Annotated in this window: 22 protein-coding genes; 15 read left to right on the top strand and 7 right to left on the bottom strand. The window is 64.0% G+C overall.

Annotated features, from left to right (window positions below; genetic code table 11):
• Positions 1 to 4 precede the first annotated feature (4 nt).
• Positions 5 to 421 (bottom strand): GtrA family protein, encoded by a 417-nt coding sequence (locus tag IQ35_RS07415; RefSeq protein ID WP_021247266.1) that lies wholly within the window; start codon positions 419 to 421, stop codon positions 5 to 7.
• 44 nt (positions 422 to 465) lie between these two features.
• Between IQ35_RS07415 and IQ35_RS07420 the strand changes: the two genes are divergently transcribed.
• On the top strand, positions 466 to 2,367 hold the full coding sequence (locus IQ35_RS07420; protein WP_145072421.1) for a hypothetical protein: 1,902 nt from the start codon (positions 466 to 468) through the stop codon (positions 2,365 to 2,367).
• Here the strand turns inward: IQ35_RS07420 and IQ35_RS07425 are convergent.
• Both IQ35_RS07425 and IQ35_RS07430 read right to left on the bottom strand, forming a co-directional pair.
• On the bottom strand, positions 2,329 to 2,787 hold the full coding sequence (locus tag IQ35_RS07425; protein ID WP_021247264.1) for a nucleoside deaminase: 459 nt from the start codon (positions 2,785 to 2,787) through the stop codon (positions 2,329 to 2,331). The two genes, IQ35_RS07420 and IQ35_RS07425, sit on opposite strands and share 39 nt — an antisense overlap.
• A gap of 39 nt (positions 2,788 to 2,826) precedes the next feature.
• Complete coding sequence (locus tag IQ35_RS07430; RefSeq protein WP_031292424.1) at positions 2,827 to 3,048, bottom strand: hypothetical protein; 222 nt, start codon at positions 3,046 to 3,048, stop codon at positions 2,827 to 2,829.
• 158 nt (positions 3,049 to 3,206) lie between these two features.
• Between IQ35_RS07430 and rpmB the strand changes: the two genes are divergently transcribed.
• Positions 3,207 to 3,500, top strand: coding sequence for a 50S ribosomal protein L28 (gene rpmB / locus IQ35_RS07435; protein WP_021247262.1), 294 nt, complete (start codon positions 3,207 to 3,209; stop codon positions 3,498 to 3,500).
• An 85-nt stretch (positions 3,501 to 3,585) separates the two neighbouring features.
• On the opposite strand, the gene IQ35_RS07440 is transcribed toward rpmB, so the two are convergent.
• The gene (locus tag IQ35_RS07440) at positions 3,586 to 4,572 is read right to left on the bottom strand and encodes an esterase-like activity of phytase family protein (protein ID WP_031292422.1); all 987 of its coding nucleotides are present in this window, start codon (positions 4,570 to 4,572) and stop codon (positions 3,586 to 3,588) included.
• Between the two features lie 183 nt (positions 4,573 to 4,755).
• Between IQ35_RS07440 and IQ35_RS07445 the strand changes: the two genes are divergently transcribed.
• Positions 4,756 to 5,166, top strand: coding sequence for a glycine zipper 2TM domain-containing protein (locus IQ35_RS07445; RefSeq protein ID WP_021247260.1), 411 nt, complete (start codon positions 4,756 to 4,758; stop codon positions 5,164 to 5,166).
• A 209-nt stretch (positions 5,167 to 5,375) separates the two neighbouring features.
• Here the strand turns inward: IQ35_RS07445 and IQ35_RS07450 are convergent, their stop codons facing one another.
• Positions 5,376 to 5,633 carry a hypothetical protein gene (locus tag IQ35_RS07450; RefSeq protein WP_031292420.1) on the bottom strand — a complete coding sequence of 86 codons (258 nt, stop codon included), beginning with the start codon at positions 5,631 to 5,633 and terminating at the stop codon, positions 5,376 to 5,378.
• 80 nt (positions 5,634 to 5,713) lie between these two features.
• Positions 5,714 to 5,941 (bottom strand): hypothetical protein, encoded by a 228-nt coding sequence (locus tag IQ35_RS07455; protein ID WP_021247258.1) that lies wholly within the window; start codon positions 5,939 to 5,941, stop codon positions 5,714 to 5,716.
• Positions 5,942 to 6,156: 215 nt separating this feature from the next.
• Between IQ35_RS07455 and IQ35_RS07460 the strand changes: the two genes are divergently transcribed.
• The 6 genes from IQ35_RS07460 (at position 6,157) to IQ35_RS07485 (ending at position 13,087) form a co-directional block, all read left to right on the top strand.
• A complete protein-coding gene (locus IQ35_RS07460) occupies positions 6,157 to 7,128 on the top strand; it encodes an ArsR/SmtB family transcription factor (protein ID WP_031292418.1) in 972 nt (323 codons plus the stop codon).
• Positions 7,125 to 8,051 (top strand): methylenetetrahydrofolate reductase, encoded by a 927-nt coding sequence (gene metF, locus IQ35_RS07465; protein ID WP_021247256.1) that lies wholly within the window; start codon positions 7,125 to 7,127, stop codon positions 8,049 to 8,051. Before IQ35_RS07460 ends, metF begins: the two co-directional genes overlap by 4 nt.
• Complete coding sequence (locus tag IQ35_RS07470; RefSeq protein ID WP_021247255.1) at positions 8,048 to 9,094, top strand: homocysteine S-methyltransferase family protein; 1,047 nt, start codon at positions 8,048 to 8,050, stop codon at positions 9,092 to 9,094. The genes metF and IQ35_RS07470 overlap by 4 nt, the downstream gene beginning before the upstream one ends.
• An 84-nt stretch (positions 9,095 to 9,178) precedes the next feature.
• Complete coding sequence (metH, locus tag IQ35_RS07475; RefSeq protein WP_145072423.1) at positions 9,179 to 11,797, top strand: methionine synthase; 2,619 nt, start codon at positions 9,179 to 9,181, stop codon at positions 11,795 to 11,797.
• Positions 11,798 to 11,904: 107 nt separating this feature from the next.
• Positions 11,905 to 12,843 (top strand): right-handed parallel beta-helix repeat-containing protein, encoded by a 939-nt coding sequence (locus IQ35_RS07480; protein WP_145072425.1) that lies wholly within the window; start codon positions 11,905 to 11,907, stop codon positions 12,841 to 12,843.
• A gap of 40 nt (positions 12,844 to 12,883) precedes the next feature.
• Positions 12,884 to 13,087: a hypothetical protein gene (locus tag IQ35_RS07485; RefSeq protein ID WP_021247252.1), complete on the top strand. Its 204-nt coding sequence runs from the start codon at positions 12,884 to 12,886 to the stop codon at positions 13,085 to 13,087.
• A gap of 77 nt (positions 13,088 to 13,164) precedes the next feature.
• Here IQ35_RS07485 and IQ35_RS07490 read toward each other — a convergent pair whose 3' ends face one another.
• Complete coding sequence (locus tag IQ35_RS07490) at positions 13,165 to 14,580, bottom strand: helix-turn-helix domain-containing protein (protein ID WP_021247251.1); 1,416 nt, start codon at positions 14,578 to 14,580, stop codon at positions 13,165 to 13,167.
• A 139-nt stretch (positions 14,581 to 14,719) separates the two neighbouring features.
• Here IQ35_RS07490 and IQ35_RS07495 point away from each other — a divergent pair, with 139 nt between their 5' ends.
• The 6 genes from IQ35_RS07495 to grxD all read left to right on the top strand — a co-directional run bounded on the left by IQ35_RS07495 (position 14,720) and on the right by grxD (position 19,720).
• Complete coding sequence (locus IQ35_RS07495; RefSeq protein ID WP_031292411.1) at positions 14,720 to 16,312, top strand: isocitrate lyase; 1,593 nt, start codon at positions 14,720 to 14,722, stop codon at positions 16,310 to 16,312.
• 218 nt (positions 16,313 to 16,530) lie between these two features.
• Entirely contained in the window at positions 16,531 to 17,982 is a 1,452-nt protein-coding gene (gene leuC / locus IQ35_RS07500) for a 3-isopropylmalate dehydratase large subunit (RefSeq protein WP_021247249.1), read from the top strand.
• A gap of 109 nt (positions 17,983 to 18,091) precedes the next feature.
• Positions 18,092 to 18,685 carry a 3-isopropylmalate dehydratase small subunit gene (gene leuD / locus IQ35_RS07505; protein WP_145072427.1) on the top strand — a complete coding sequence of 198 codons (594 nt, stop codon included), beginning with the start codon at positions 18,092 to 18,094 and terminating at the stop codon, positions 18,683 to 18,685.
• Between the two features lie 57 nt (positions 18,686 to 18,742).
• Positions 18,743 to 19,066: a DUF1476 domain-containing protein gene (locus IQ35_RS07510; protein WP_021247246.1), complete on the top strand. Its 324-nt coding sequence runs from the start codon at positions 18,743 to 18,745 to the stop codon at positions 19,064 to 19,066.
• Between the two features lie 22 nt (positions 19,067 to 19,088).
• Complete coding sequence (locus tag IQ35_RS07515; RefSeq protein WP_021247245.1) at positions 19,089 to 19,322, top strand: BolA/IbaG family iron-sulfur metabolism protein; 234 nt, start codon at positions 19,089 to 19,091, stop codon at positions 19,320 to 19,322.
• 65 nt (positions 19,323 to 19,387) lie between these two features.
• Positions 19,388 to 19,720 (top strand): Grx4 family monothiol glutaredoxin, encoded by a 333-nt coding sequence (gene grxD, locus IQ35_RS07520; RefSeq protein ID WP_021247244.1) that lies wholly within the window; start codon positions 19,388 to 19,390, stop codon positions 19,718 to 19,720.
• The last annotated feature ends 409 nt before the right edge of the window (positions 19,721 to 20,129 follow it).

Genomic DNA, 20,129 nt, shown 5'->3' on the forward strand with positions numbered 1-20,129 from the left:
GAGCTTATCGAAACACCCATTGCCGGTTGAGCAGGAACACCACTGCCGGCGTCACGAAGAGCATCGCCGGGATGGGCGACCATTCCGGCCATTGCATATGGGTGACGCACAGCCACACCCATAGCGCGTTGAGCGCATAGCTCACCAGCGACACCGCGACGAAGCGCGCCCCGCGCCCCGCATGGCCGCTTTCCCCGCCATGCCCGCGGAAGGTGAAGGCGTTGTGGGACACATAGCCGATCGCTACCGCCGCGGCATAGCCGATCCCGTTGGCGATCTGCGCATGCAGCCCCACAGGCGCGGCAAGCACCCAGTAGATCGCCGCCTGGCAAGCCGTGACGAACAGGCCCGTCACGCCGTAGCGGACGATCTGCCACAACAAATCCTGCTGGTCGGCCGACAGTCGCTGGATGATTTTCATATGTCCCCGTTGCGCTTTGATGCGGAGCGTCTAATCCACCACCCATGAACTTGCAAAGCTGGCCAGTCCTGCGCGTCCGCGCAGTCACCATCGCGGCGGGATTTTCCGATTATGCGGCAAGGCACTGGAAATGGCTCACGCTCCTCCTGTGGATCGCCATAGCGGCGGGCTTCCTCGTCAATCGCTGGCCCGCGATCCACTGGTTGGTGCTCAGCGATACGGATGACAATATCCGCTATGTGCAGGTGAAGGACTGGCTGGCGGGGCAGGGTTGGTACGACCTGCGTCAATATCGGCTCGATCCGCCCAGGGGATTCGACATCCACTGGTCGCGGCTGGTGGATTTGCCGATTGCGGGGCTGATACTGTTCTTCCGCGCGTTCCTGGATCAGGGCATGGCGGATCGTCTCGCCTGCGCCGTCGCGCCGTTGCTGCCCCTGCTGCTCCTGATGCTCAGCCTCGGCTTCATCGCCCGCCGTCTGGCCGGGGGTAATGCGTGGATCATCGCCGCGCTCGCGCCGCTCGCCGCGCAGATGGGCCTTGGCATGTTCGCGCCGATGCGGATCGACCATCATGGCTGGCAACTGGCGCTTGCCGTCACCATGCTGGCGGGGCTGGTCGACCGCAACTGGCTGCGCGGGGGCATCGTCGCGGGAATCAGCACCGCGCTGTCGCTGACCATCGGGATGGAGATGATCGTCTATCTGGCGGCTGGCGGCGCGCTGATCGCCTTGCGCTGGGTGTTCAAGGAAGGCGCGGGCCGCCGGATGCTGCCCTATGCGCTCAGCCTGACCGGCGCGACGTCCCTGCTGTTCGTGCTGTTCGCCAGCTACGCAAACCGGCAGATGGTGTGCGATGCGATCTCGCCCATCTGGGTCTCCATCTTCGCGGCGGCTTCGGCGGGCATGGTGCTGCTCGCCCTTATGCCGCTGCGAAGCTGGCAGGCGCGGCTCGTGGCGGGATTGGCCGTCGGCGCGGCGGTCGCGGCCTTCGCCTGGTTCAACTGGCCGCAATGCCTGAGCGGCGCCTATCAGATATCTCCCGAACTCCAGCGTCTCTGGCTCGCCAACATCCGCGAGGCGAAGCCCCTGACGGCGCAGACGCGCGATGTCGCCGTGCCGCTGATGGCGCTCCCGGTCGCGGGGCTCTTGGGTCTGCTCTGGGCCTTGTGGGATTCGCGCCGCGACGCGGATCGCCTGTGGGCATGGGTGACGGTCGGGCTGATGATGCTCTTTTCCACCGCCCTGCTGTTCTGGGCCTTGCGCGCGGGTCCGGCGGCGCAATTGATGGCGATCCCGCCCGCAGCCTGGGCCGCGCATCGCCTGCTCGTGCTCATGGCCACGGGCCGCCCCATGATAAGGGTGGCTGCATGGGCCGCGATGCTGCTGCTTGCCGCCTTTGCCTTCGCCTATCCGCTCTATCCGCAGATCAGGAACGGGGTGGCCGCGATGACGGGCGAAAAGCCGAAGCCATGGCGTCCGCAGGCCAAGGCCCGCACTGACGCGATCAGGAAAGCCAATGGCCGGTGTCGCACCCTGCCCGCGCTGGAGGTGATGAACGACCTGCCGCCGGCCACCATCTTCACCATGGTCGATCTTGGCCCGCGCATCATCGCCACGACGCACCACAGCGCAGTCGCCGGCCCCTATCATCGCAACGGCGCGGTGATCCTGGACATCCATCATGCCTTTGACGGGCCTGCCGATGCCTTCCGCCCCATCGCGGCGAAGCATCATGCGACCTATCTGCTGATCTGCCCCAATTTTCCCGAAGGCACCATCTATCAGACGCGAAGCCCACAGGGTTTCTACGCCGACCTGATGCGCGGCAAGGTGCCGGGCTGGCTGCACCCCATGTCGATCAGGAGCGGAACCGAATTACCCTATACGCTCTATCGGATCGACTATTCAGCGCCGGGCAGCGAAGAAGCCGCGCAAAAGCGCTGACGCCTCCGCCTCTGCCAGGCCGCCATAGACCTCAGGTCGGTGCAGGCATTGCGGCTGGGCGAAGAGGCGCGGTCCCTGCTCCAGCGCGCCGCCCTTGGGGTCCGACACGGCATAATAGAGCCGCGCGATCCGCGCATGGGAAATCGCGCCCGCGCACATCGGGCAAGGTTCCAGCGTCACCCAAAGGTCGCATCCGGTCAGGCGGAAATCTCCGATCCGCCGCGAGGCTTCCCGGATCGCCACCATCTCGGCATGGGCGGTCGGATCCTTGTCGCGCCGGTTGCGGTTCTCGCCCTCGCCGATGATGCGTCCGCCCAGCGTCACCACCGCGCCGATCGGCACTTCGCCTGCCTGCTGCGCCGCATAAGCGAGATCAAGCGCGCGGCGCATCGGATCGGGCAGGGGAAAGGGCGACGCCATGGGCCGCCCTTATCACGGATGCCCTCGCTGGCGAAACGGTCAGGGTTTCTTCACGTCCACGGTCGGCACCTCGACCGTTTCGTTGCGGCTTCCCATTTCCACCTTGGCGACATTCGCATCATATTTGGGAAGCTGGCCGCCCTTGACGGAGATTTCCGGCAGGCTGCCTTCCCGCGTTTTTTGCAGGTCGATAAACCCCGTCGCAATTCCCGCCGCCAGAATCAGCAGCACGATCAGCAATAGCCCACCAATCACTCGCATTTCACCCTCCTATGGGATATGCGGCAAAGAACGCCCCGCCGGTCGGAAAGGTTGCGCTTGCGGCATGATCGCGCGGCGCGGGCGGCTTGACGGGAAAGGGGAATCCCGCTACTGGCGCCGCTTTCCGAACGAAACCGAACAGCAAGGTTGATTATATTATGTCGCGCATTTGCGAGCTGACCGGCAAGGGCCGCCAGGTGGGGCACAATGTTTCCCACGCCAACAACAAGACGAAGCGTGTGTTCCTGCCCAACCTGCAGAACGTCACCCTGATCTCCGAAGCGCTCGAAAAGGGCGTAAAGCTGCGCGTGTCGACGCATGGCCTGCGTTCGGTCGAACATAATGGCGGCTTGGACAATTGGCTGCTGAAAACCGGCGACGACAAGCTGTCGCTCAAGGCCCAGCGCCTGAAGCGCGACATTGTCAAGAAGAAGGCTGCCGCCGCAGCCTGATTTCTTCTGATTCGTTTCGGTAAAGGAGCGGTCTGGCGACAGGCCGCTTTTTTGCGTGAATCATCGCCCCTTCGCCGCACCTTCCCTATTGACGCAGGGCGAATTTCAGCAGCAAGGTTCGCTGGAAGAATTCATGATTGTCGTCCGATACGACCCAGATCATGGTTTCGCCGCCCTCGCGCGTCACGGCCAGCCCTTCGAAATTGTCGGCCAGCAACGGCGGCGCGAGCCGCGCCAGCGGCTGCGCGCGTAATCGCGTGCCGGGTTCCAGCCGCTCGGGCAGTTCCACGATCGCGATGACGCCGGTGAACAATTCCTGCAAGGTCAGCCGCCGGTTCAACACCAGCAGCCGCCGTTCATCCAGCGCCACGGCATCGGTGGGGCGATAGCCCTGCGGGGGCGTATAGCGCAGATGGATCGGAGAGGGCGTGTCCGGGTCCGCCGGGTCGCCGGAAAAGAGCAGGGTGTCATGATGGCCGTCCGCCGTCATCCCCATCTCCGCTATGGCGATGAAGCGCCCATCGGGCAGCCGTGCGAGGGATTCGATGGAGCCGGTTTTCGGCCATGCCTCGATCTCCGGCCATGTCCGGCAAGCCTCTACCCGGGCAAAGCCGGAGGAATAGCGGCAGATCATCTGCTGCAATTCAAAGCCTACCCAATAGCGGTCCGTTGCGGGGTCATGCGTCATGGACTCTGAATCCCACGCCCACCACGGCTTTTCCTTGTCCTGCGGGCGGACGGGCAGGGGCGCGATGAAGGGGCGGCGCCGCGCTTCGCCGGGACCGACGTGAAAGCCCATCAATATGCCCGCGTCGCTCAACCCCAATATCTGTCCCGCCGGTTCCACCAGCAGCGACGATATGCCGCCGAAATTGGGGTTCCGGCTCGTCAATTCCCATCCCGCGATATAGTCGAGCCGGCCCACGCGCCGCATCGCCGGATCGCCCGCGTTCAGCGCCACGGCGCGCGCGGCCACGGGCAACATGCCGGGATGCAGCAATTGCGGCTTGTTCTTGTGGCCCGCCGGCAGCAGCAGAATGGCAAGGGCCAGGACGATCAGGATTCGACGCATCGCGGGTTGCATAGGATAATATCGGGCGGCGCGCAGCATTCGCGTGATGGATCGACATAGCTGAACAGCGCCTGTCACGCTCATTCAGGCTCGGCTCAATGCGAATCGGGCATAAGAGGGATCAATCAGGGCGAATCCGTCTTTCGGCACTGCCCGCACGATGGCTTTTGGAGGAGCAACGCCATGAAGATGAAGTTTCTTGTGAATATGGGAGCTGCGCTGGCCATGGGCGTCGCTTCTCTCGCGGTGACCGCGACCCCTGCCATGGCTCGCGACGGCTGGGGCCGCCATTATGACCGCGGCCACTCCTATAGGGGCGATCGCGGCTACCGTGGCTATCGCGGTGATTATTATCGCGGCAATCGCGGCGACCGCTACTACCGCAACAACTATTATCGCGGCTATCGAGGCGGCTACCGCTGCCGCGACAGCGGCACCGGCGGCACGATCATCGGCGCGATCGCCGGCGGTCTGCTCGGCAATGAAGTAGGCAAGGGCAGCGGCCGCTATGGCAGTGGCGACGGCACCACGGGCGCTATTGTGGGCGCGGGCGTGGGAGCGCTTGCGGGCCGCGCGATCGACCGTGATTGCTAAGCTGACCGTCCTTATCGGACTCGATTGAGACAGGGCCGCTCCGCAAGGGGCGGCCCTGTCCGGTTGGTGTTCATGCGGTGGACACTCCGCGCATGGCTGGCTGTCATGGGGTGGATTCCCGCCATTCATCCGTCATCCCGGCTTTCGCTGGGACGACGGAGGTCGGATGACCGAAAATGGCCGCAAGCGGTCATTGCAAGTGATTGGATTTACGGGATTTTCGCGCCAGAACCGTTTTCGTCGGCAGGCTCGGCCCGATCCCGGTCGGCGCGCAAGGCGGTCATCGCCGCGGGATTGAGGCCCGCTTCTTTGTCCCGTATCTGTCCCGCCCGCGCATCCAGCATTGCCGCTGCATCGTTGAGCGCGCTGGCTTCGCTCGCGCTGACGCCGCCCACCCCATCCGCAGGCCCCGACCCGCAGGCCGTCAGGCAGACCAGTGCCGCCATGCTGGCAAGATAGCGGATCATCTCCATCCTCCTTCGCGCATAAGAAAAGGGCCGCTCCGTTTCCGGCGCGGCCCTTTCACAAAAACTTGCCCGAGACGGGATTACATCGCGTTCGAAGCGGTGTTCGCGGCGGCATTCGAAGCGTTGGCAGCCGCGTTCGACGCATCGTCAGCGGCGTTCAGCGCAGCGTTCATGGCGTTGTCGGCGGCGTTCGATGCGTTATCCGCGGCGTTCGCGGCGGCATTGGCGGCGTTGTCCGCACCGCCCGAGCAGGCGGCGAGGCCGAGCGACGCGGCGAGAACGAGCGAAAGAGCAATCGACTTGGTCATGGGCTAAACCCCTCTCTGAGAATAAAAAACGGTGCAGACCATCTCGGAGAAAAGCTCACCCCCCATTGCGTCTGCCGGGCGATTCGTAATGCGTTGAAGTTCGCAAGGCAATCCTCTTCATGTGGATTAAGGGCGGACTTTCAGCGATTTCATGTAAAATACCCAGCGAAAGAGCGCGATTGACGTATATAAAGTTTTCTTTATATATGGGTGTCATGAGCGCCGCACTCGACATTTTCCGTGCCCTTGGCGATCCCACGCGCCTGCGGATCATCCATTTGCTGCGTGCGATGGAACTGGCCGTGGGCGAAATCGCGCAGGTCGTGGGGCAAAGCCAGCCGCGCGTGTCCCGTCACGTCCGCATCCTCGCCGAAGCCGGTCTTGTCGAGCGGCGCAAGGAAGGAAACTGGGTTTTCCTTCGCCTTGGCAAGGATGCCGCCCTCGCGCCCTATCTCGCTTTGTTCGACCGGATCGAACCGTCGCAGGCCGAACATCTGTGGCAGCAGGCGGACCTCGCCCGCCTGGCCGCCGTGCGGGCGGACCGTTCGCGGGCGGCGGAAAGCTATTTCGCCGAACATGCGGAGGAATGGGACGCGATCCGCTCGCTCCACGTTGCCGAAGCCGATGTGGAAGCAGCCATGACCGCGCTCCTCGCGCAGGAGCCGATCGGCCATCTCCTCGATATCGGCACGGGGACGGGCCGCATGATCGAGCTTTTCGGCCCCGAAGCCGCGCAGGTGACCGCGCTCGACCGCAGCCCCGACATGCTCCGCCTCGCCCGCGCGAAGCTGCCGGAGGATGCGGGCGACAAATATGCGCTGGTGCTGGGCGATTTCGGCGAATTGCCGATGGAGCGGGGCAGTGTCGACACGGTGGTCTTGCATCAGGTGCTGCATTACGCGCAGGCGCCCGAAGCCGTCATCGCCGAAGCTGCCCGCGTCACCGCCGCGCAGGGCCGGGTGCTGATCGCCGATTTCGCCGCTCATGAGCGCGAGGAACTGCGTCTGCGCGATCAACATGCGCGTCTGGGCTTTTCCGACGAGCAGATCGAAAACTGGTTCGCGCAGGCGGGCCTTGACCTGGAACGGGTGGAAAGCCTGCCCGGACAGGAACTTACCGTGCAACTCTGGCTGGGCCGCCGCCGTGGCGCGCGCGTCCTGCCGATCGAAGGACGCATTTCCGCATGACCCTCAGCTTCCCCTCCGTCGAAGAGGCGCGGCGCGCACTGGATGCGCCGCTCTATGCCGATCTGGCGGGCGACCTTAACGTCAGCTTCGAATTCTTCCCGCCCAAGACGGAGAAGATGGAGGAGCAGCTCTGGTCCGCGATCGAGACGCTGACGCCGCTGGGGCCGAAATTCGTTTCCGTCACCTATGGCGCAGGCGGTTCGACGCGGGAGCGCACGCACAACACGGTGGCGCGCATCGCGAAGGAAACGCCGCTCGCCGCCGCCGCGCACCTCACCTGCGTTGCGGCCAGCAAGGATGAGATCGCCGAGGTCGCCGATGCCTATTGGGACGCGGGCGTGCGCCACATCGTCGCCCTGCGCGGTGATCCGCCGGTGGCAGGCGCGAAGTTCGAGGCGCATCCGCAGGGCTATCAGGGCGCGGCCGAACTGGTCGATGGGCTGGTGAAACGCCATCCCTTCGAGATTTCCGTGGCCGCCTATCCCGAAACGCATCCCGATGCGGCGAGCGCCCAAGGCGACCTCGACAATCTCAAGCGCAAGCTGGACGCGGGCGCGACCCGCGCCATCACGCAATTCTTTTTCGAACCGGACACCTTCTTCCGCTTTCGCGATACGGCGGCGGCGGCGGGCATTTCGGCGGACATCATCCCCGGCATCATGCCCGTCAGCAATTTCGCCGCGGTCCAGCGCATGTCGGCCATGTGCAACACCGATGTGCCGCTTTGGATGGGCCGCCTGTTCGAGGGGCTGGACACGCTTCCCGCCGCACGGCAGCTTGTTTCCGCGACGCTGGCGGCGGAGCTTTGCCGCAAGCTTTATGCGGGCGGGGTGCGCGACTTCCATTTCTACACACTCAACCGTGCGGAACTCAGTTACGCCATCTGTCATCTGTTGGGCCTGCGACCGGAGAAAAGTGCATGACCGCCGAGGAACAATTCCGCGCCATCGCGGCGGAAAAGATCATGATATTCGACGGCGGCTATGGCACGTCGATCCAGAAGCATGGCCTGACCGAAGCGGACTATCGCGGCGATCTGGAGCTGCCCAAGGACCAGAAGGGCAATAACGATCTGCTCTGCCTGACCCGCCCCGACATCGTGGAGGGCATCCACGCCGCCTATCTGGAGGCGGGCGCGGACATGGTGGAAACCAACACCTTCTCCTCCACGAAGATCGCCATGGCCGACTATGGCTGTGAACATCTGGTGCGCGACATCAACATCGCCGCCGCGAAACTCGCGCGCAAGGCGTGTGATGCGGCGACCGCGAAGGATGGCCGCCCGCGCTTCGTGGCGGGGTCCATCGGCCCCACGAACAAGACGCTGTCGATCTCGCCGGACGTGAACGACCCCGCTTACCGCGAGGTGGATTATGATACGCTGAAAGCGGACTATCGCGAACAATGCGATGCCCTGATCGAAGGCGGCGTCGATTTCCTGTTGGTCGAAACCTGCTTCGACACGCTCAATGCCAAGGCGGCGGGCATGGCTGCCCGCGAAGCCGAAGCGGCGGCGGGCCGTTCGGTGCCGCTGATGCTCAGCTTTACCATCACCGATATGTCGGGCCGCAACCTGTCGGGGCACACGATCAATGCCTTCTGGTATTCGCTGCGCCATCTGAAGCCGATCACCATCGGCGTGAACTGCGCGTTCGGCGCGGATCTGCTGCGGCCTTATCTCAGCGAACTGGCGAAGAATGCCGACACGCTGATCCTGGCCTATCCCAATGCGGGATTGCCCAACGAACTGGGCCAATATGACGAACTGCCTGAAACCACGGCCAGCCTCATCCGCCAATGGGTGGACGAAGGACTGGTCAACATGGTCGGCGGCTGCTGCGGCACCACGCCCGCGCATATCGGCGCGGTGGCGAAGGCGCTTGCGGGCCACAAGCCGCGCGTCGTGCCGGAACTGCCGGTCGTGACGCGCCTCGCGGGTCTTGAACCGATGCACATCGCGGCCTGATACCCACCTCCGTTCGTGTCGCGCAAAGTCGAGACACGAACGCAACCGCCTCTCGACTTCGCTCGAAGCGAACGGATTGACAGAATGACCACCCAACCTTCCGCCACCAACTTCGTCAACATCGGTGAGCGCACCAACGTCACCGGATCGGCCAAGTTCAAGAAGCTCATCATGGCGGGCGACTATGCCACCGCCATCGACATCGCGCGCGATCAGGTGGAGAACGGCGCGCAGGTGGTGGACGTCAACATGGACGAAGGGCTGCTCGACGCTGTCGAGGCGATGACGACCTTCCTGAAACTCATGACGTCGGAACCGGATATCAGCCGCGTGCCGGTGATGATCGACAGCTCCAAATGGGAAGTCATCGAAGCGGGCCTCAAATGCGTGTCCGGCAAGCCCATCGTCAACTCGATCAGCATGAAGGAAGGGGAGGAAGCCTTCCTTGTTCATGCCCGAAAGGTTATGGCTTACGGCGCGGCGGTGGTCGTCATGGCCTTCGACGAAACGGGCCAGGCCGACACCAAGGAGCGCAAGGTCGAAATCTGCGCCCGCGCCTATGACCTGCTGGTCGGCATCGGTTTTCCGCCGGAAGACATCATCTTCGACCCCAATATCTTCGCCGTCGCGACGGGCATCGAGGAGCATAATAATTACGGCGTCGACTTCATCGAAGCCTGCAAGGAGATCAAGGCCCGCTGCCCGCATGTCCACATTTCGGGCGGCCTGTCGAATCTCAGCTTCTCCTTCCGCGGCAATGAGCCGGTGCGGCGGGCGATGCACTCCATTTTCCTGTATCACGCCATTCCGGCGGGCATGGACATGGGCATCGTCAATGCGGGCCAGCTCGACGTCTATGACGCCATCGACCCCGAACTGCGCGAAGCCTGCGAGGACGTCATCCTCAACCGCCCCCAGCGCGATCCCAGCGTCACGCCCACCGAGCGGCTGGTCGAACTCGCCGAAAAATTCCGGGGCACCGGCGGGGAAGTCGACAAGGCGGCCGAGGAATGGCGCGGCTGGCCGGTCGCCAAGCGCCTCGAACATGCGCTGGTCAAGGGCATCGACATGTATGTGGTCGAGGATACGGAGGAAGCCCGCCTTTCCGCAGACAAGCCTATCGAAGTGATCGAAGGCCCCCTGATGGACGGCATGAACGTGGTCGGCGACCTGTTCGGCGCGGGCAAGATGTTCCTGCCGCAAGTCGTCAAATCCGCCCGCGTCATGAAGAAGGCGGTGGCCCATCTCCTCCCCTATATCGAAGCCGCGAAGGAACCCGGCGCCAAGGGCAAGGGCAAGGTCGTCATGGCGACCGTCAAGGGCGACGTGCACGACATCGGCAAGAACATCGTCGGCGTCGTGCTCCAGTGCAATGGCTTCGAAGTGATCGACCTGGGCGTCATGGTGCCGTGGCAGGACATATTGAAGGCCGCGAACGAGAATGACGCCGACATGATCGGCCTGTCCGGCCTCATCACGCCCTCGCTGGACGAAATGGTGACGGTGGCGCAGGAAATGCAGCGCGCCGACATGTCGATGCCGCTGCTGATCGGCGGAGCCACCACGTCGCGGGTGCACACGGCGCTCCGCATCGACCCGGCCTTCACTGGCCCTGTCGTTCATGTGCTGGACGCCAGCCGGGCGGTGGGCGTGGCGACCGCGCTCGTCTCGCAAACGCAGAAGACCGATTTCGTCCAGAAGACCAAGGACGATTATGAGCATGTCCGCGTCGCCCGCGCGAATAAGGGGCAGAGCGCCCTCCTGTCGCTGGAGGACGCCCGCGCCAATGCCTTCGAGATCGACGAGAATCTGAAGCCGCCCCGTCCGCGCCTGCCCGGCGTTCATCGCTTCCCCGACTGGGACTTGAAGGATCTGCGCGACTATATCGACTGGACCCCTTTCTTCCGCGCCTGGGAACTGGCGGGCAATTATCCCGCGATCCTCACCGATGACATCGTCGGCGAAAGCGCCGCCAGCCTGTTTGCCGACGCGCAGAAGATGCTCGACCGCATCATCGACGAAAAATGGCTGACCGCGCGCGGCGTCGCGGGGCTGTGGCCCTGCGCCCGCGAAGGCGACGACATCATCGTCCATGTCGAGGATGAACGGCATGTCCGCCTCCCCATGCTGCGCCAGCAGATCGCCAAGCGGGAAGGGCGGGCGAATATGTGCCTCGCCGACTTCATCAGCCCGGACGGCGACTGGATCGGCGGTTTCGCGGTGTCGCTCCACGGCATCGAGCCGCATCTGGCCCGCTTCAAGAACGCGATCGACGATTATTCGGACATATTGCTGAAGGCGCTGGCCGACCGCCTGGCCGAAGCCTTCGCCGAGCGGCTCCACCATTATGTCCGCACCGCGCTCTGGGGCTATGCGGAGGGTGAGCAACTCACCAACGAAGCGCTCATCAAGGAGCAATATCGCGGCATCCGTCCCGCGCCGGGCTATCCCGCCTGCCCGGAACACAGCCTGAAACCCTTGCTGTTCGACATGCTGGATGCCCATCACGCGACGGGCATCACGCTGACGGAAAGCTTCGCCATGCTCCCCACGGCGGCGGTCAGCGGCTTCTATTTCGGCCATCCGCAGGCGGAATATTTCGGCGTGGCGCGCATCGGCCGCGACCAGTTGGAGGATTACGCCCAGCGACGCGGCGTCGACGTGGAAACGGCGGAAAGGTGGCTGCGGCCTAATCTGGACTGACCGGATCGCCTTAACGACTATCATATATCCTGTGCCATAACGGGGCAGGAATCCGTTAACCACGTCCCTGCATTGGCCGCGCGCCGGGCAGGGTCTACATGCCGCTCATGCGTATCCTTTCCACGACCGTCCTCGTTTCCGCCGCCGTAGCCGCCACCGCTCTGGCGCAGGTGGCACCCGCGCCCTTCACCGTCGCGGAAACGGGCCAGGCTTTTCAGTCGCTCGCCGATGCCGTCAACGCCATCGGCGACCGCAAGGGCACAGTGGTCATCGCGCCCGGCACCTATCGCCAGTGCGCGGTGCAGCAGGGCGGAGACGTCACCTTCACCGCGGCGGCCCCCGGCACGGCCATATTCGACGGCGCGATCTGCGAGGGCAAGGGCGCGCTCGTCCTGCGCGGCCGCGCGAGCAAGGTGGACGGCATCGTCTTTCAGAACCTGCGCGTGCCCGACGGCAACGGCGCGGGCATCCGTCTGGAAAGCGGCAATCTCACCGTTACGAACAGCCTGTTCCGCAACAGCGAACAAGGCATCCTCGCCGGCGACGCTCCGCAGAACAGCGTCACCATCGACAAGTCGACCTTCCGCCATCTGGGCCGCTGCGACCGCGATCTGGATTGCGCGCACGGCGTCTATATCGGCCGCTATGGCAGCCTCACCGTCACCCGCTCGCGCTTCGATCAGGGCGACGGCGGCCATTATCTGAAAACCCGCACGCCGCGCGTCACGATCACCGACAACAGCTTCGACGATAGCGCCGGGCATCTCACCAATTATATGATCGACCTGTCAAACGGGGCGAGCGGCACGATCAGCGGCAATGAAATGGTGCAGGGCAAGGACAAGGACAATCACAGCGCCTTCATCACCGTCGCGCCCGAAGGACGGGAGCATGACAGTGCGGGCCTCACCATCGCGGACAACAGCGCGTCCTTCGTGCCGGGCCTCCAGCGCAGCAGCAGCTTCGTCGCCAACTTCACCGACGATGCGGTGAAGATCGGCGCGAACAAGCTGGCGAGCGGCATCAAGGTTTCCGACCGCCGCTGATGGCTTGCCAGCGGGGCGCATGGGTCGGATAATCGTCCCCATGCGCACAACTTATGAATCCGCCACCGTCCGCCTCTATCACCTGAGCGACGCGCAGGAGGGTGGGGCGGCCACGACCCTTTTTTACGGCCCGCTGAACGAAGCCCTTCTTATCGCCGAAGGGCAGCCTGCCGATGTGCAGGACAGCCTGTTCCTGGCCACCGACAATGACGTTGTCGCCTATCTCGACCTGATCGGCGGGTGAAAGGATAGTCCCCCGCCTTCAGTCTGGTTTGGGTGGTTTGCGGAGGTTGTGCAGATTTTCTTCCGTCATCCCAGCCATTACCCGTCCGCAAAGCCAAACGGCGCATGGGTCCGCCGGAAATCGTCGGGCAGCACCTCGCGCCCGATGGGCGGAGCGGATCGGGCCATGCACTGACTGCGGTGGCACAGGCGGCAGGTGACGCCGATGGGGGTAGGCTCGCGCCGGGATTCTCCGGGTGCTTCGCCTTGCGTATAGATGAGCCGATGGGCGTGCTCCGCCGCGCAGCAGAGTGCAATCGCCCGGTCGACGCGCGGCGTCCCCCATCCGCCGCCGCCCGCCCGCACCGATCGCGCGATGGAAAAGAAGCGCTCGCCATCGGGCAGTTCCAGCCATTGCGTCACCACCTCGCGCGGCGTTTCGAACACCCGATGCACGGACCAGAGCGGACATGACCCGCCATGCCGCGCAAAGGGAAAGCCCGCCCCGTCCAGCCGCTTGCTGACATTGCCCGCCGGGTCGACCCGGATGAAGAAGAAGGGCACGCACTCCTGCCCCGGCTTCTGCAAGGTCGTTAGCCGGTGCGCCGTCTGCTCGAAACTGGTGCCGAACTGCCGCGCCAGCGCCTCCACATCGTAGCGCCGCGCTTCCACCGCCTTGGCAAAGACCGTGTAGGGCATCAGGATCGCCGCCGCGCCATAGCTTGCCAGCGCCCGCCGCGCGAGCCGCCGCCCGCTTTCGCCGGCGAATTGCCCTTCCTTGAGCAGCGTGTCGAACGCCTTGCGCATCTCCAGATAGGCGATCTGGAGCGCAAGCTGGAAATGGCTGCTCGCCCCGTCCAACGCGTCATCGATCAGCACCGCATCTCGATGCCGGTCCAGCCGCCGCATCGACCCCGCCATCACCTCCGAAGGCAACCGCCGCACCCTGAGGCCATGCTTCGCCTTGAGCCAGCCCTGCAAGCCGCCCGCGCCCTCGATCTCCGCCGCCAGCGTTTCGCCCGCATCGTCCAGCAGCGGAAAGCTGTTCCGCCGCGCCGCCACGAAGCGCCGCGATTCCGCCACCGGATCGGGCGCGTCCCCGGCGTCAGCGCGTTCCGACTCCGCCCCCCTGTCGGCCAGCGCAAGCTGCTCCTCACGATAGGCGGTATAGAGCCGCAGCAGCGCCTCGGTCATGCCCGGATAGTTGACCGCCACATCCTGCGTCGCCAGCGCGGGCAGGTCTATGTCCGCGAACATCGGGTCTTTCAGCACCGCCTGCAATCGCGCGGTCTGCTCCGCGCCGCCGTCGCCCGCCAGTTCGCTCATGTCCAGCCGATAGGTCCGCGCCAGCCGCAGCAGCATATCGGCGGTCAGCGGCCTCTGATTGCGTTCCAGCAGCGCGACATAGGATGCGGAAATCTCCAGATCCGCCGCCATGTCCGCTTGCGTCAGCCCCAATTCCCGCCGCAGCCTCCGCAAGCGCGGCCCCATGTAAACCGGACGATCCTTGGCCATTGTAAAGCGCTCCTGTGCAGGCCTTACAACTTTACACCAGATTTTTGTAAAGATCGACAACTGAACTTCGCAGGGGGTGCCGCCGATGCGCAGCCCCTCATAAAAGCGACGCCAGCTCAACATCATGGAAACGACGCACATGACCTATAACCAGGAAATCGCAAAGGCTGACGCGCTGATCGGCGGACAGGGGAATTGGGATGGCATCGCGCCTGAGTCCGTCGCCCGGATGCGCCTCCAGAATCGCTTTCACACCGGCCTCGACATCGCGCGCTACACCGCCGCGATCATGCGCCGCGACATGGCCGCCTATGACGCCGATCCGTCCGCCTACACCCAGTCGCTCGGCTGCTGGCACGGCTTCATCGGGCAGCAGAAGCTGATTTCCATCAAGAAGCATTTCGGATCGACCAAGGGCAAATATCTCTATCTCTCCGGCTGGATGGTCGCCGCGCTGCGTTCCGACTTCGGCCCGCTCCCCGACCAGTCGATGCATGAGAAGACCAGCGTTCCCGCCCTGATCGAGGAACTCTACACCTTCCTGCGCCAGGCCGACGCCCGCGAACTCAGCCTGCTGTTCCGCGATCTCGACAAAGCGCGTGAAACCGGCAATGCGGTCGAAATCCAGCGCCTGACCCACGCCATCGATACATACGAAACCCATGTCGTTCCCATCATCGCGGATATCGACGCGGGCTTCGGCAATGCGGAGGCGACCTACCTGCTCGCCAAGAAGATGATCCAGGCGGGGGCCTGCGCGCTCCAGATCGAAAACCAGGTGTCCGACGAAAAGCAGTGCGGCCATCAGGACGGCAAGGTCACGGTCCCGCATGAGGACTTCCTGGCGAAGATCCGTGCCTGCCGCTATGCCTTCCTGGAGTTGGGCGTGGACGACGGCATCATCGTCGCCCGCACGGATTCGCTGGGCGCGGGCCTCACCAAGCAGATCGCCTACAGCCGCGAGCCGGGCGATATCGGCGACCAGTATAACAGCTTCCTCGACTGCGAAGAGGTCGACCTGACCGGGATCGGCAATGGCGACGTTATCATCAGCCGCGAAGGCAAGCTGCTGCGCCCCAAGCGTCTGCCGTCGAACCTGTTTCAGTTCCGCTCCGGCACGGGCGAAGACCGCTGCGTCCTCGACTGTATCACCTCGCTGCAAAATGGGGCGGATCTGCTGTGGATCGAGACGGAAAAGCCGCATGTCGAACAGATCGCCGGCATGGTCGACCGCATCCGCGAAGTCATCCCCAACGCCAAGCTGGTCTACAATAATTCGCCCAGCTTCAACTGGACGCTGAACTTCCGCCAGCAGATATTCGACCGCTGGAACGCGGAGGGCAAGGATGTGTCCGCCTATGACCGTGCAAAACTGATGAGCGCGGACTATGACGCGACCGACCTCGCTGCCGAGGCCGATGAGAAGATCCGCACCTTCCAGAAGGACGCGGCCGCGCGCGCGGGCATCTTCCACCACCTCATCACGCTGCCGACCTATCACACGGCGGCGCTCAGCACCGACAATCTGGCCAAGGATTATTTCGGCGAGGCCGGGATGCTGGGCTATGTCGCCGGGGTCCAGCGCAAGGAAATCCGCCAGGGCATCGCCTGCGTCAAGCATCAGAACATGTCGGGTTCGGACATCGGCGACGATCACAAGGAATATTTTGCCGGGGAAGCCGCGCTCAAAGCGGGCGGCGTCCACAACACCATGAACCAGTTCGCGGCCTGACTTCCGCGCGCGTGAATCCATAGTCGCAAGGGTATCGCTGCTCCTTGCGATAAGGGTGGAAAGACTGGCGGCCCGGTGCGCTCCTGCGCCGGGCCGTCTTTTTGCGGGAAAGGAAAAGGTTGCGGTGTAACTTTCTTACCCGATGAAGCGATGAAACAGCAGATTCCGGTCCTTTTCCTCTTTCGTCCCGTGCCTGACGGGTCTAGGGGGAAAGGATCATGGTCAAGCCGAGCACGCTCTACGAAAAAATCTGGGACGCCCACGTCATCGAACGCCGTCCCGACGGAACCTGTCTGATCTATATCGACCGCCACCTTGTGCATGAGGTGACGAGTCCCCAGGCTTTCGAAGGACTACGCCTCGCCGGGCGCAAGGTGCGCCGTCCGGACCTGACGCTGGCGGTGCCGGATCACAACCTGCCTACCACGCCGCGCCGCGACGCGACGGGTCATCGCATCCCCATCGCCGATCCCGAAAGCGCGCAGCAGCTCGCCGCGCTGGAGCGGAACGCGCCTGAATTTGGCGTGCGCCTGTTCGGCGACACCGATCCGCAGCAGGGCATCGTCCATGTCGTCGGCCCCGAACAGGGCTTTACGCTGCCGGGCGCCACGCTGGTCTGCGGGGACAGCCACACCAGCTCGCACGGCGCGCTGGGCGCGTTGGCCTTCGGCATCGGCACCAGCGAGGTGGAGCATGTGCTCGCCACCCAGACGCTGCTGCTCAAGCAGTCGAAGACGATGGAAGTCCGCATCGACGGCGAACTGGGCTTTGGCGTCACGCCCAAGGATGTGGCGCTTGCCATCTGCGCCCGGATCGGCACGGCGGGCGGCACGGGCTATGTCATGGAATATCGCGGGTCCGTCTTCCGCGACATGTCGATCGAGGGCCGCCTGACCGTCGCCAATATGTCGATCGAGGCGGGCGCGCGATCAGGCCTGTTCGCGCCGGACGAAAAGACCTTCGCCTATCTGAAGGGCCGCCCGATGGCTCCCACGGGCGCGGCCTGGGACGCCGCTATCGCCTGGTGGAAGACGCTCAAGACCGACGAAGGCGCGGTTTTCGACAAGGTCGTGGTGATCGATGCTGCCGACATCGTGCCCAACGTCACCTGGGGCACCAGCCCCGAGGATGTGGTGGCCGTGACCGGCGTGGTGCCGGACCCGGAAAGCTTCGCCGACGCCTCCAAGCGCGCCGCCGCGCAGAAATCGCTCGACTATATGGGCCTGACTCCCGGTCAGCGGATGCAGGACGTACCGGTCGAACATATCTTCATCGGCAGTTGCACCAACAGCCGGATCGAGGATTTGCGCGCCGCCGCCGCCCTGCTCAAGGGGCGCCATATCGCCAGCGGCATCAAGCAGGCGATGGTCGTCCCCGGCTCCGGCCTCGTGAAGTTGCAGGCGGAGGCCGAAGGGCTGGACCGCGTCTTCAAGGAAGCGGGCTTCGAATGGCGCGAGCCGGGCTGTTCGGCCTGCCTCGGCATGAACCCGGACAAGGTGCCGGCGGGGGAACGCTGCGCGTCGACCAGCAACCGCAACTTCATGGGGCGGCAGGGTCCGGGGTCGCGCACGCATCTCGTCTCGCCGGTCATGGCGGCGGCGGCGGCGGTGACGGGCCGCCTGACCGATGTGCGCGAACTGTTGGATAAAAAGGTAGGGGCGGTCGCATGAAGAAGATTTTCTGGTTGCTCACGCTGGGCGCGCTGGCAAGCGCCGCCATGGCCGCGACGCTGGGCCGCGCCGAAGACGGCCCTGCCACGGAGACGAAGCAGGTCCGCTGATGGAAAAACTTACTGAAGTCGAAGGCCGGGCCTATCCGTTCGGCATGAAGAATGTCGACACCGACATCGTCATCCCCGCGCATTGGCTCAAGACGATCAGCCGTGCGGGGCTTGGCAAGGGCGCGTTCGAAGTGCTTCGCAAGGAACCAGGCAATGTCTTCGACGATCCGGAATATGCGGGCAGCCCGATCCTGATCGCGGGCGACAATTTCGGCTGCGGCTCCAGCCGCGAACATGCCGCCTGGGCGCTCGCCGACCTGGGCATCAAGGTCGTGATCGCGCCCAGTTTCTCGGATATTTTTTCCGGCAACGCCTTCAAGAACGGCATCCTGACCGTGGTGCTGCCGCAGGATGCCATCGACCGGCTGATGGAGGTCGCGAAGAGCGATCCGATCCATATCGATCTGGAACATCAGACGGTGACGACGCGGTTCCAGGACCGCTTCCAGTTCGAAATCGATCCTTTCCGCAAGCATTGCCTGCTGGGCGGTCTTGACGAGATCGGCCTGACGCTCGGCAACAAGGGTGAGATCGACCGTTTCGAGGACAAGTTGGCCGTCGAAAAGCCTTGGCTCGTTCCGACCGTTGCCTAAGCGCGCGGTTCGGCATATCTGCGATACTGACAACCGGGCTTTTGGACGGGGCATGACATGACCACTTTCGACGATCGTGAACGGGCTTTTGAAAATATGTTCGCGCATGATGCGGAAATGCAGTTCCGCATCCAGGCGCGCCGCAACCGCCTTGTGGGTGAATGGGCCGCGGCCCGCATGGGGCTGACGCCGGAAGAAACCGATGCTTATGCAAAGGCGGTGGTGCAGGCCAATTTCGAGGAAGCGGGCGACGAGGATGTGGTCCGCAAGCTGCTGGGCGACATGATCCAGGCGGGCGTCGACATCGACGAAGCGGGCGTGCGCGCGGCGCTGGATGAGCAGCAGGTCATCGCCCGCCGCCAGTTCATCGAAGCGCAGTAAGGACAGGAACGGGAAAGCCGCCATGCCGATGGCCTCCGATGAAATCGCCGACATGATCCGGGCCGCGATTCCGGATGCGCAGGTGGAGATCACCGACCTTGCCGGCGACGGCGACCATTATGCGGCGCGCGTCGTGTCGGAAAGTTTTCGCGGCCTGACCCGGGTGGCGCAGCAGCGCGCCGTCTATGCCGCGCTGGGCGGCCGGATGGGCGGCGTGCTCCACGCCTTGCAACTGACCACCGCCGTTCCCAACTAAAGCGACGGAAAATATGTTCGCGCCGCGCACGATGCACGGCGCCAGACAGGAATGGACCCAATTACATGACCGACGCCGTGCAGCAGCGGATCGCGCAGATCGTCAACGGCAATGACGTGGTGCTCTTCATGAAGGGCACGCCGCTCTTTCCGCAATGCGGTTTTTCCAGCCGCGCCATCGCCATATTGGAGCATCTGGGCGTCGCCTATGAAAGCGTCGACGTGTTGCAGGACCAGGCGATCCGTCAGGGCATCAAGGCCTTCTCCGACTGGCCGACCATCCCCCAGCTTTATGTGAAGGGCGAATTCGTCGGCGGCAGCGACATCATGATGGAAATGTATGAAGCGGGCGAATTGCACCAATTGATGACCGATCAAGGCGTCGCTTCGGCCAACTGACCTGTTTGCGAGAGTTTCGGGAAGGCGGTCCGATGATTCGGGCCGCTTTTTTCGTGGGTCGCGCGGTTTGCAAGCAAGCGTCGATGACGGTTAAGGACGGTTCGCGGACGCTGTAGAATCCCTCTTTCTTCCGTCATGCCAGCGGAAGCCGGCATCTCTCTTTCTTAGGACGCAACCAAGTTTAAGTGAGATCCCAGTGTCGGCGTATGCCGCCCTTCGGCTCGCTGGGATGACGGACACTGAACCTCCGCTTCTGGCTGAAAACCGCCATCGCAAGATCCTGGATTTGCAATTCGGACAGGACCGGGTGGGGGATGCGGCGGAGATCGGCCTGCATCCCCCAGTAGTTGAACGGTCGGGGACGTCCTGCATGACGCAAACCCCGTGCCAGAGCCGTCAAGCGATGGAA

Source organism: Sphingobium wenxiniae, from assembly GCF_007830065.1.
Lineage (GTDB): Bacteria > Pseudomonadota > Alphaproteobacteria > Sphingomonadales > Sphingomonadaceae > Sphingobium > Sphingobium wenxiniae.

Bases quoted from the DNA above. Each gene is read 5' to 3' on its own strand.
- leuD (WP_145072427.1), top strand. From the start codon at position 18,092: ATGGAAAAACTTACTGAAGTCGAAGGCCGGGCCTATCCGTTCGGCATG.
- IQ35_RS07490 (WP_021247251.1), bottom strand. From the start codon at position 14,580: ATGGCCAAGGATCGTCCGGTTTACATGGGGCCGCGCTTGCGGAGGCTG.
- IQ35_RS07480 (WP_145072425.1), top strand. From the start codon at position 11,905: ATGCGTATCCTTTCCACGACCGTCCTCGTTTCCGCCGCCGTAGCCGCC.
- grxD (WP_021247244.1), top strand. From the start codon at position 19,388: ATGACCGACGCCGTGCAGCAGCGGATCGCGCAGATCGTCAACGGCAAT.
- metH (WP_145072423.1), top strand. From the start codon at position 9,179: ATGACCACCCAACCTTCCGCCACCAACTTCGTCAACATCGGTGAGCGC.
- IQ35_RS07415 (WP_021247266.1), bottom strand. From the start codon at position 421: ATGAAAATCATCCAGCGACTGTCGGCCGACCAGCAGGATTTGTTGTGG.
- IQ35_RS07445 (WP_021247260.1), top strand. From the start codon at position 4,756: ATGAAGATGAAGTTTCTTGTGAATATGGGAGCTGCGCTGGCCATGGGC.
- IQ35_RS07425 (WP_021247264.1), bottom strand. From the start codon at position 2,787: ATGGCGTCGCCCTTTCCCCTGCCCGATCCGATGCGCCGCGCGCTTGAT.
- IQ35_RS07420 (WP_145072421.1), top strand. From the start codon at position 466: ATGAACTTGCAAAGCTGGCCAGTCCTGCGCGTCCGCGCAGTCACCATC.
- IQ35_RS07510 (WP_021247246.1), top strand. From the start codon at position 18,743: ATGACCACTTTCGACGATCGTGAACGGGCTTTTGAAAATATGTTCGCG.
- IQ35_RS07440 (WP_031292422.1), bottom strand. From the start codon at position 4,572: ATGCGTCGAATCCTGATCGTCCTGGCCCTTGCCATTCTGCTGCTGCCG.
- rpmB (WP_021247262.1), top strand. From the start codon at position 3,207: ATGTCGCGCATTTGCGAGCTGACCGGCAAGGGCCGCCAGGTGGGGCAC.
- metF (WP_021247256.1), top strand. From the start codon at position 7,125: ATGACCCTCAGCTTCCCCTCCGTCGAAGAGGCGCGGCGCGCACTGGAT.
- IQ35_RS07485 (WP_021247252.1), top strand. From the start codon at position 12,884: ATGCGCACAACTTATGAATCCGCCACCGTCCGCCTCTATCACCTGAGC.
- IQ35_RS07470 (WP_021247255.1), top strand. From the start codon at position 8,048: ATGACCGCCGAGGAACAATTCCGCGCCATCGCGGCGGAAAAGATCATG.
- IQ35_RS07460 (WP_031292418.1), top strand. From the start codon at position 6,157: ATGAGCGCCGCACTCGACATTTTCCGTGCCCTTGGCGATCCCACGCGC.
- leuC (WP_021247249.1), top strand. From the start codon at position 16,531: ATGGTCAAGCCGAGCACGCTCTACGAAAAAATCTGGGACGCCCACGTC.
- IQ35_RS07430 (WP_031292424.1), bottom strand. From the start codon at position 3,048: ATGCGAGTGATTGGTGGGCTATTGCTGATCGTGCTGCTGATTCTGGCG.
- IQ35_RS07455 (WP_021247258.1), bottom strand. From the start codon at position 5,941: ATGACCAAGTCGATTGCTCTTTCGCTCGTTCTCGCCGCGTCGCTCGGC.
- IQ35_RS07450 (WP_031292420.1), bottom strand. From the start codon at position 5,633: ATGATCCGCTATCTTGCCAGCATGGCGGCACTGGTCTGCCTGACGGCC.
- IQ35_RS07515 (WP_021247245.1), top strand. From the start codon at position 19,089: ATGCCGATGGCCTCCGATGAAATCGCCGACATGATCCGGGCCGCGATT.
- IQ35_RS07495 (WP_031292411.1), top strand. From the start codon at position 14,720: ATGACCTATAACCAGGAAATCGCAAAGGCTGACGCGCTGATCGGCGGA.